Annotated in this window: 9 protein-coding genes and 1 pseudogene; 7 read left to right on the forward strand and 3 right to left on the reverse strand. The window is 73.4% G+C overall.

Going from position 1 to position 9032, the window contains the following annotated elements; all coding sequences use genetic code 11:
- Positions 1-5 precede the first annotated feature (5 nt).
- A complete protein-coding gene (locus tag CR162_RS16555) occupies positions 6-947 on the forward strand; it encodes a metal ABC transporter solute-binding protein, Zn/Mn family (RefSeq protein ID WP_099096645.1) in 942 nt (313 codons plus the stop codon).
- Between the two features lie 45 nt (positions 948-992).
- On the opposite strand, the gene CR162_RS16560 is transcribed toward CR162_RS16555, so the two are convergent.
- On the reverse strand, positions 993-1340 hold the full coding sequence (locus tag CR162_RS16560) for a DMT family protein (RefSeq protein WP_099096646.1): 348 nt from the start codon (positions 1338-1340) through the stop codon (positions 993-995).
- A gap of 135 nt (positions 1341-1475) precedes the next feature.
- On the opposite strand from CR162_RS16560, the pseudogene accD reads away from it, so the two are divergent.
- Positions 1476-2390: pseudogene (gene accD, locus CR162_RS16565) on the forward strand (acetyl-CoA carboxylase, carboxyltransferase subunit beta); the annotation flags it as partial.
- 167 nt (positions 2391-2557) lie between these two features.
- Positions 2558-3841: a bifunctional folylpolyglutamate synthase/dihydrofolate synthase gene (locus tag CR162_RS16570; protein ID WP_099096648.1), complete on the forward strand. Its 1284-nt coding sequence runs from the start codon at positions 2558-2560 to the stop codon at positions 3839-3841.
- A gap of 86 nt (positions 3842-3927) precedes the next feature.
- Here the strand turns inward: CR162_RS16570 and CR162_RS16575 are convergent, their stop codons facing one another.
- The gene (locus CR162_RS16575) at positions 3928-5388 is read right to left on the reverse strand and encodes a lytic transglycosylase domain-containing protein (RefSeq protein ID WP_245870437.1); all 1461 of its coding nucleotides are present in this window, start codon (positions 5386-5388) and stop codon (positions 3928-3930) included.
- 340 nt (positions 5389-5728) lie between these two features.
- Between CR162_RS16575 and CR162_RS16580 the strand changes: the two genes are divergently transcribed.
- The 4 genes from CR162_RS16580 (at position 5729) to CR162_RS16595 (ending at position 8325) form a co-directional block, all read left to right on the forward strand.
- The gene (locus CR162_RS16580; protein ID WP_245870438.1) at positions 5729-6322 is read left to right on the forward strand and encodes an outer membrane lipoprotein; all 594 of its coding nucleotides are present in this window, start codon (positions 5729-5731) and stop codon (positions 6320-6322) included.
- Between the two features lie 78 nt (positions 6323-6400).
- Entirely contained in the window at positions 6401-7234 is an 834-nt protein-coding gene (locus tag CR162_RS16585) for an ABC transporter permease (protein ID WP_099096650.1), read from the forward strand.
- Between the two features lie 6 nt (positions 7235-7240).
- A complete protein-coding gene (locus CR162_RS16590; protein WP_099096651.1) occupies positions 7241-8002 on the forward strand; it encodes an ABC transporter ATP-binding protein in 762 nt (253 codons plus the stop codon).
- A 128-nt stretch (positions 8003-8130) separates the two neighbouring features.
- On the forward strand, positions 8131-8325 hold the full coding sequence (locus tag CR162_RS16595) for a con-10 family general stress protein (protein WP_176559889.1): 195 nt from the start codon (positions 8131-8133) through the stop codon (positions 8323-8325).
- A 193-nt stretch (positions 8326-8518) separates the two neighbouring features.
- Here CR162_RS16595 and arfB read toward each other — a convergent pair whose 3' ends face one another.
- Positions 8519-8947 (reverse strand): alternative ribosome rescue aminoacyl-tRNA hydrolase ArfB, encoded by a 429-nt coding sequence (gene arfB / locus CR162_RS16600; RefSeq protein WP_099096653.1) that lies wholly within the window; start codon positions 8945-8947, stop codon positions 8519-8521.
- Between the last annotated feature and the right edge of the window lie 85 nt (positions 8948-9032).

Raw genomic sequence — 9032 nt, forward strand, 5'->3', positions numbered from 1 at the left:
TCCTCATGCAGCGCCGCGCCCTGCTCGCCTTGTCCCTGTCCCTGCCCTGGATCGGCCACGCGGCCCGGGCGCAGCCGGCCGCCATCCTGCCGGTGGTCGCCTCCTTTTCCATCCTGGGCGACATGGCGCGGCAGATCGGGGGCGATGCGGTTTCGGTGCATGTCATCGCCGGGCCGGACGTGGATGCCCACAGCTTCCAGCCCCGCCCCTCGGACGCGCAGGCGCTGCGGGGCGCGAGGCTGCTGGTGCGCAACGGGCTGGGCTTCGACGCCTGGGTGGACCGGCTGGCCCGCTCGGCCGGCTATGCCGGCCCGGTGGCGACCGCCACCGAGGGGCTGGCGCCGCGCACGATGAGGGCGGCCAGCGGGCATGGGCATGGCCACGCGCATGACCACGGCCATGGCGGGCAGGAGGCGGCCGACCCGCATGCCTGGCAGGACCTGCGGCATGGCCGGCATTACGCGGGCGTCATCGCCGAGGCCCTGGCCGTGGCCGACCCGGCCCGCGCCGAGGACTACCGCGCGCGCGGCGCGGCCTACCAGGCGCGGCTCGCGGCGCTCGACGCATGGGTACGCGCCGAGATCGCGGCCGTGCCGGAAGCGCGGCGCAAGGTGGTGACCAGCCACGACGCCTTCGGCTACTTCGCAGCCGCCTATGGGGTGCGCTTCCTGGCGCCGCAGGGCATCAGCACCGAGGCCGAACCTTCCGCGGCCCAGGTGGCGCGGCTGATCCGCACGCTGAAGGCGGAGAAGATCACCGCCGTCTTCCTGGAGAACATGGCCAACCCGGCGACGCTGCGCCGCCTCGCCGCCGAGGCGGGCGTCACGGTGCGGGGCCGGCTCTACGCGGACGCGCTCTCGCCGCCGGGCGGCCCCGCGCCGGACTACGAGGCGATGTTCCGCCACAATGTCGGGCTGCTGGTGCCGGCCATGCGCGGCGCGGACTGAGGGAGGCCAGGAGGGGCCAAGGCGGGGGGGGGGGTTGCCGCCCCCTCACTCCACCGGCAGGAAGATGAACACCACCGCCGCCACCAGGCAGAGCATGGCGGCGATGTAGGTCCAGCGCAGCGGCTCCCCTAGCACGGCGACGGAAAACACGCCGAACACCATCAGCGTGATCACCTCCTGCATCACCTTGAGCTGCTGCCCCGTATAGGGGCCGTAGCCCAGCCGGTTGGCGGGCACCGCCAGGCAGTACTCGAAGAAGGCGATGCCCCAGCTGATCAGCACCGCCATCCAGAGCGGCCAGGAAGGCTGCTTCAGGTGGCCGTACCAGGCCCAGGTCATCAGGATGTTGGAGCCGACCAGGAGCAGGGGCGGCCAGAGCAGGGCTGTGTTCATCGGGAAACCATCGGCGGTTCGGAAGCGCGCATCTTATGGCTCCGCCCGGGGTCCGGCGGCCATCCCCCTTGCCTTCCGGGCATGGCAGGCCCTACCACGCCCCCTTCCGCCAGAATTCAGCCAGAGAGGGTCCGCATGAACTGGATCAGCGAATGGGCGCTGCCGAAGATCCAGACATGGCTCGGCCGCAAGGAGGTGCCGGACAACCTCTGGCACAAATGCCCGGCCTGCGAGCAGATGATCTTCCACCGCGACCTGGAGCGGTCGCTGCATGTCTGCACGCATTGCGGCCACCACATGCGCATCCCGGCGATGAAGCGGGCGGAATACACGCTCGACCCCGGCTTCCAGCGCATCGAGCTGCCGAAATCCCCCGCCGACCCGCTGCGCTTCCGCGACCAGCGCAAATACGCGGACCGGCTGAAGGAGGCGCAGGCCAGGTCGGCCATGGATGACGCGGTGGTGGTGGCGCATGGCGCCATCGAGGGCCGCCGCGCCGTCATCGCCGCCTTCGAGTTCGGCTTCATGGGCGGCTCCATGAGCCCGGGCGTGGGCGAGGCCATCGTCACCGCCGCCAAGCTGGCCGTGCTGCAGGACGCGCCGCTGATCGTGTTCACCGCCTCGGGCGGGGCCCGCATGCAGGAAGGCGCGCTGAGCCTGATGCAGATGCCGCGCACCGTCATCGCGGCGCAGATGGTGAAGGAGGCGGGGCTGCCCTTCATCGTCGTGCTGTGCGACCCGACGACGGGCGGCGTCACCGCCTCCTTCGCCATGCTGGGCGACATCCAGATCGCCGAGCCGGGCGCCATGATCGGCTTCGCCGGCGCCCGCGTCATCGAGCAGACGGTGCGCGAGAAGCTGCCCGAGGGCTTCCAGCGCGCCGAGTACCTGCTGGAGCACGGCATCCTGGACATGGTGGTGAAGCGCGGCGCCATGCGCGAGACGCTGGCGCGGCTGATCAGCCTGCTGCGCGAGCCGCTGCTGGAGCCCGCCGCCCTTTCCGCCGGACCGGACGCGCCGGCCGGGCCCGAGGCCACGCCCGCGGCCGCGCCGGGCGCCGCCGCCGGCACCGCTCCGGCAGCCGCGGCCGGAAGCGTGCCCGGGGCCGCGGCGCCCGGCGCGGCGCCCGGCGCGGCGCCCGGTGCGGCGCCAGGAACCGCGGCGGGAGCCGCCAAGCCCTCCGCTTCCGCAGCCCCGCCGAAGCCGGCCTCCGCCGCGTGAGCCGCGCCGAGGCCATCATCGACCGGCTGCACGCGCTGCACCCGAAGCTGATCGACCTCAGCCTGGGGCGGCTGCAGCGCCTGCTGGCGGCGCTGGGCCACCCCGAGCGCCACCTGCCGCCGGTGGTGCATGTGGCCGGCACCAACGGCAAGGGCTCCACCTGCGCCTTCCTGCGCGCCATCGCCGAGGCGGCGGGGCAGCGGGTGCACGTCTATTCCTCGCCGCATCTGGTGCGCTTCCACGAGCGCATCCGCCTGGCCGGCGCGCTGGTCTCGGAAGAGGCGCTGGCCGCCGCGCTGGAGGAGGTGGAGGCGGTCAATGCCGGCGAGCCCATCACCGTCTTCGAGGTGACCACGGCGGTGGCGCTGCTGCTGTTCAGCCGCGTGCCGGCCGACCTGCTGGTGCTGGAGGTGGGGTTGGGCGGCCGCTACGACGCCACCAACGTGGTGGAGCGCCCGGCGGCCTGCGCCATCACCAGCATCTCCATGGACCACATGGACTTCCTGGGCGACTCGCTGGCGGGCATCGCCGGCGAGAAGGCTGGCATCCTGAAGCCCGGCGTGCCCGCCGCCACCGGCCTGCAGCAGCCCGAGGCGCTGATGGTGCTGGAGGCCGAGGCCGCAGCGCTCGGCGCGCCGCTGGCGGTGCGCAACCAGGGCTGGTCGGTGGGCTGGACCGAGTCGGGGCTGCGCTACACGGATGGCGAGGGCTCGCTGAACCTGCCCCGCCCCGCCCTGCCCGGCCCGCACCAGGCCGACAATGCCGGCATCGCCATCGCCGCGCTGCGCGGCTGGAACCCGCCCTGGCTGACCGAGGCGGCGATCGCCGCCGGCCTCACCACCGCCACCTGGCCCGCCCGGCTGCAGCGCCTGCATGGCGAGCTCGCCGCGCTGCTGCCCCAGGGGTGGGAGCTGTGGCTGGATGGCGGCCACAATGCCGGGGCCGGCGCGGCGCTGGCGGCGCATCTGCCGCTGTGGGAGGACCGCCCGCGCCACCTCGTGGTCGGCATGAAGCAGGGCAAGGCCTCGGCGGCCTTCCTGGCGCCGCTGCTGCCGCTCGCCGACAGCCTCTGGGCCGTGGCCGAGCCCGGGCAGCACCTGGCCATGCCGGTGGAGGATATCGTGGCGGCGAGCGGCGGAGCGGCCCGCCCCGGCCCGCATGTGGCCGACGCGCTGCGCGCCCTGGCGGAAGCCGACGGGCCGGCCGGCCGCGTGCTGGTCTGCGGCAGCCTCTACCTGGCCGGCGAGGTCCTGAAGGCGGACCGCACCGCCATCGTCTGAGCGGCGCGGCCGGCGGAAACGGGAAAGGCCAGGGGAATTCCTTCCCCTGGCCTTTTTCTCAGCGCCGATCCTTCAAGGCCGGTTTCTCAGCCCTGGGCGTCCGGCGAGACGATGATGCAGGCGCCCTGGCTGCGCAGCCTGTCGCAGGCCGACTGGGCGCTGTCGCGCGAGAGGCCGATGACGCGGGCACGGTAGAGCGTGCTGCTGCCCTGCGCGACCGGCTCGACCCGCGAACGCGCGCCGGAGGCGCCGAGACGCCCGCGTGCCGCTTCCGCCGCGGCGCGGGCGAGGTTGGCGCTGGCGAAGGCGCCCACCTGCACGCCCCAGCTTCCCGCCTGGCTCGGCACGGCCGCCGGCTGGCTGGAGGAGGGCAGGCGCAGCACCTGGGCCGGCGGCGCCACCGTGGCGGCATGGGCCGTGCCGATCAGGCTGAAGCCGCCGCCGCGCGCCAGGCTGGGCGAGGCGGAGGGCGCGGGCCGGGGCGCCTCGGCGAAGGCGGTGGCGATGCGCGCCGTGGTGCGCGGCTGCGGCGCCGGGCTGGCGGAAGCCAGCAGGCTGGGCGCCGGGGCGGGGCGGGTCGGCGGGGCGGGCGGCGGCGCCACGGCCAGCTCGGCCGGCGCCGGAGCGGGAGCCGGCGGCTCGGCGGCCGCGGCATAGGTGGAGCCGTCCGGGATCGGCTCCATGCGCACCACCGTGCCGGCGGGCGCGTAGGTGGAGCCATCCGGGATCGGGTCCATCCGCACCACGCTGCCGCCGAGGGACGTGCCGATCGACGGGTCGAGGCTGGCCACCTGCACCGTTTCGGTGCTGTAGGTGGAGCCGTCCGGGATCGGGTCCATGCGGACCACCGGGCCGGGCGGCAAGCTGGCCACGCGGATGCCAGGGTCGGTGGCGTTGCGCTGCTCGCGCAGGGCCAGCATGGTGGCGGCGTCGCCGCGGCGCGGGCCGGCGGGGATGTTCAGCGGGATCTCCGCCGCCGCGTACACCTCCGGCGCCGCGCGGCGGCCCGGGCTGGCGCCCACGATGCGCGGCCCGATGCGGGCGACGTAGTTGCGCGTCTCGGCCGGCAGGCCGCGGCCGTTCCAGAGATAGTCCTCCAGGCGGCGCGGGCCGGCATTGTAGGCGGCGAGGAAGCCCGGGCTGCCATACAGCTCGTACATCTCGCGCACATAGGCGGTGCCGGCCATGATGCTGTTCCACGGGTGGTAGGGGTCCTCCCCCAGCCCGTAGCGGCTGCGCAGCTCGGCATAGGTGCCGGGCATCACCTGCATCAGCCCCATGGCGCCGACGCGGCTGGTGGCGCTGACGCGGCCGCCGCTCTCCTGGCGCATCACCTCGCGGATCCAGCGCTCCGGCACGTCGAAGCGCCGCGAGGCCTCCTTGATGTAGGGCCCCCACGGATCGCTGGACGAGCCGGGCGGGTCGTAGGTGCTGGGTTGCGGATAGGCGGCGGCCTGCGCGGCGGCGCTGGTGCTCACGGTCCTGGGCTGCTGGCTGCTGCTGCCGCAGGCGGCCAGAAGGCCCGCCAGCGACAGGGTTGCGAGCATACGGACGCGCCCCCCCGGCGCCATCCGGCCGTTGTTGAACGGAGTCATCCCCTGTTCTCCGTCTGGCCCGGCGGCCTGTTCCCTTGGATGGTTCGCCCGCGCCCCCACGCCGACGAATCCGGAACCGCCTCCGGGTTGAGGTTTCAGCAGAACATCTGCCCGCAAACCGCTAAAGGATACAGCGGACTAGCGCAAGCCTCGTCTGTGTTGGGGCGTTGCCCCCCTGGCGCTTCCGGGTGGAAAACCCCATTCATAAGAAGGGGTGAGGCGGAACTTCAGCGCCGGATGCCGGCGCCGCCCGCCCCCAGGAATCGCAGCTTACGGATAAAGGGTTCACGCAATGTCCGCGCCCTCCCGCCTTTCCCGCAGCCTCCGCGCCGGGCTTGCCGTGATGTTGATCGGCGGCACCGTGGCCGCCTGCGCGCCGCAGCAGACCGGCGCCACCTACAGCAGCGCCGCCATCGGCCGCGCCGCCTCCGTCTCCTATGGCACCATCGTCGGCATGCGGCCGGTGCAGCTCCAGGGCGGCGGCTCCGGCGTCGGCACGGCGGCGGGCGCCGTGGCGGGCGGCGTCGCCGGCAGCTTCATCGGCGGCGACTGGCGCTCCAACGCCCTGGCCGGCCTCGGCGGCGCCGTCCTCGGCGGCCTCGCGGGCAATGCCATCGGCCGCGGCGCCAGCGGCGGCGAGGCCGTCGAGTTCTTCGTGCGCGAGGACCAGGGCGGCGACATCTCGGTGGTGCAGACCAACGAGGAGGGGCTGCAGGTCAACGACCGCGTGGTCATCGCGCGCGGCGACCGCACCCGCCTCAGCCGCGCCGCCGGCGGCCCGCCGCCCGGCGCCTATGTTCCCCCGCAGGGCGGCTACGGCCAGGCGCCCTCGGGCTATGGCCAGGCGCCGGCCCATGGCGCCAGCTATGGCGGCCCGAAGTACTGATCCTCACGGCGCGCCGGGGCGATCCCTCGCCCCGGCGGCTGGCGGCCCGGAAGATTTGGGGTGTATAGAGCGGCCGCCATGCAGCAAGCGGTTCTCCCCATCTATCGCATCGACGCCAACCGGCCGGACCGCACCGGCCGGGCCATGGCGGATCTCAGGGCCGGCTTCGCCTCCTGGCGGCTGGCCTGGACGCTGGCGCGGCTCGACCTGCGCAACCGCTACCGCGGCTCGGTGATCGGGCCGTTCTGGGTCACGCTGTCCACCGCGGCGCTGGTGGCGGGCATGGGGCTGCTCTACGCCCAGCTCTTCCGGCTCGACATCGCCAACTACCTCCCCTACCTGGCGACCAGCCTGATCGTGTGGAACGCCCTCTCGGCCATGGTGTCGGAGGCCACGACCTGCCTTTCCAACGCCGAGGGCGTCATCCGGCAGCTCCGCCTGCCGCTCACCACCCATGCGCTGCGCTGCGTCTTCCGCAACGCGCTGAACGCGGCGCACAGCCTGCCGCTGATCCTGGTGGTGTTCGCGCTGATGGGGCAATGGCCGGGCGCGGAGGCGCTGCTGGTCATCCCCGGCCTCGTGGTGCTGGCGGTGAACGCGCTGTCCGTGTCGCTGTTCCTCGGCATGATCTGCGCCCGCTTCCGCGACATCGGGCCGATCGTCGCCAACGCCATGCAGCTCGCCTTCTTCATGACGCCCGTGATCTGGAAGCCGGAGCTGCTGGGGGAGGGCGCCAAGTGGCTGCCGCTCAACCCCTTCTACACCATGCTGGAGATGGTGCGCGGCCCGCTCGTGGAGGGCGGCGGCACGCTGATGACCTGGGTGGCCGCGCTGCTCTACACCGGCGCGCTGGGCGGCATCGCGCTGGCCTTCTTCGTGCGCTTCCGCAGCCGCGTCGCCTTCTGGGTCTGAGCGCCGATGGCCACCATTTCCGCCCGCGGGCTCAGCATCGCCTTTCCGCTCTACCACCTGGCCGCGCGCAGCCTGAAGAAGCGCCTGCTCGCCAAGGCGGCCATCCGGGTGAAGACGGACGAGTCGAACCGCGTCGTCGTTTCCGCCCTGCACGATCTCTCCTTCGAGATCCGCCGGGGCGAGCGCGTGGCGCTGGTCGGCACCAACGGCGCCGGCAAGACCACCCTGCTGCGGACGCTGGCCGGCATCTACGAGCCGGTCGCGGGCGAGCTGATGGTGGAGGGCGAGATCGGCTCGCTGATCGACCCGGCCGCCGGCATGGACTCCGACAGCACGGGGCGCGAGAACATCCGCCTGCGCGGCCTCTACCGCGGCATGAACGACGAGGAGATCGCGGCGCTGGAACAGGACGCCGCCGCCTTTTCCGGCCTCGGCGAGTTCCTGGACGTGCCGACGCGCGGCTATTCCGCCGGCATGCAGGTGCGCCTCGCCTTCGCCATGGCCACCGCCATCACGCCGCAGATCCTGCTGATGGACGAGTGGTTCCTGGCCGGCGACGCCGACTTCATGACCAAGGCCGAGGAGCGGCTGGCCCGGCTGGTGACGGGGGCCGACATCCTGGTGATCGCCACCCACGACATGGGCGTGGTGCGCCGCTGGTGCACCCGCGTCATCAAGCTGGAAGCCGGGCGCATCGTCGCCGACGGCACGGTGGAGGAGGTGCTCGGGCCGGCGCACGCGCCGGAGGCGGCGGAAGAGCAGGCCTGAGGGCGGCGGGCAGCCGGAGCCTCCCCCCCCTTCCCCTTCCCGCGGCGCCCGAAACCGGCCGGCGGGGGGAGGCGTTGTCCAGCAGGGGCGGCGGGCATCCCGCCCCCGGCCAAATGGGGAACAACCCGATGGCGCACGGAAAGTCGCAGGACCAGAAGCCCCGCCATGGCGGCGGCCAGGCTTCCGCCGAGGGCAAGAAGGGCGTGTCGCAGGAAACCGTGGGCAGCGGCAAGCAGCACGACCCGAACAACTTCGCCAACAACCCCGAGCGCGCCGCCGAGGCCGGCCGCAAGGGCGGGCAGCACAGCGGCAAGAACGGCTAGGGCAGTTTCCGTTCGCACTGCTCACGGCAACCGCTCCAGCGGATTGTTTTCAGGAGCATCTTCACCCAATCAGTTGACTCGGCCTGATCGGGATCTGCTCTGGCCTCCCGGCGCCGGAGCGCCTGCCGGCCGCCCGCCCCTGAAGCGGGGGCGGGCGGCTTTCCGTTCGGCCGGGCGCGGGGCGGCGCGCGGCTCACTCCGCCAGCGGCCGGCCGCGCAGCTTCTTGGTCTCGCCGCGCTGGGACTTGCCTTCCAGCCGGCGCTTCTTGGAGCCGAGCGTCGGGCGCGTCGGGCGCCGCTTCGGCGGCGGCGGCGCGGCGGCCTCGCGGATCAGCGCCAGCAGCCGCTCCAGCGCGTCCTCGCGGTTGCGCGCCTGGGTGCGGAACTGCTGGGCGGTGATCACCACCTCCCCCGCCCCCGTGGCCCGGTGCCCCGCCAGCCGGATCAGCCGCTCCCGCACCGGCTCCGGCAGGCTCGGCGAGTTCCGCGCGTCGAAGCGCAGCTGCACCATCGTCTCCACCTTGTTGACGTTCTGCCCGCCCGCGCCGGAAGCGCGCGCGAAGCTTTCCTCCAGCTCGGACTCGTCGATGCTCAGGCGGGCGGTGATGGGGATGCGGGCCATGCGGTGGCCTCAAGCACAAAAGCGAAGGCCGGGGGAATGAATTCCCCCAGGTCCCCTTCTTTTTTCTGCCGGCTGGAAGGGAAAG

Source organism: Teichococcus rhizosphaerae (genome assembly GCF_002631185.1).
Classification (GTDB): domain Bacteria; phylum Pseudomonadota; class Alphaproteobacteria; order Acetobacterales; family Acetobacteraceae; genus Pseudoroseomonas; species Pseudoroseomonas rhizosphaerae.

What these genes read in the sequence shown, in the direction of transcription:
- CR162_RS16555 (WP_099096645.1), top strand. Translation starts at nt 6, where the DNA reads ATGCAGCGCCGCGCCCTGCTCGCCTTGTCCCTGTCCCTGCCCTGGATC.
- CR162_RS16560 (WP_099096646.1), bottom strand. Translation starts at nt 1,340, where the DNA reads ATGAACACAGCCCTGCTCTGGCCGCCCCTGCTCCTGGTCGGCTCCAAC.
- CR162_RS16575 (WP_245870437.1), bottom strand. Translation starts at nt 5,388, where the DNA reads ATGCTCGCAACCCTGTCGCTGGCGGGCCTTCTGGCCGCCTGCGGCAGC.
- CR162_RS16580 (WP_245870438.1), top strand. Translation starts at nt 5,729, where the DNA reads ATGTCCGCGCCCTCCCGCCTTTCCCGCAGCCTCCGCGCCGGGCTTGCC.
- CR162_RS16585 (WP_099096650.1), top strand. Translation starts at nt 6,401, where the DNA reads ATGCAGCAAGCGGTTCTCCCCATCTATCGCATCGACGCCAACCGGCCG.
- CR162_RS16590 (WP_099096651.1), top strand. Translation starts at nt 7,241, where the DNA reads ATGGCCACCATTTCCGCCCGCGGGCTCAGCATCGCCTTTCCGCTCTAC.
- CR162_RS16595 (WP_176559889.1), top strand. Translation starts at nt 8,131, where the DNA reads ATGGCGCACGGAAAGTCGCAGGACCAGAAGCCCCGCCATGGCGGCGGC.
- arfB (WP_099096653.1), bottom strand. Translation starts at nt 8,947, where the DNA reads ATGGCCCGCATCCCCATCACCGCCCGCCTGAGCATCGACGAGTCCGAG.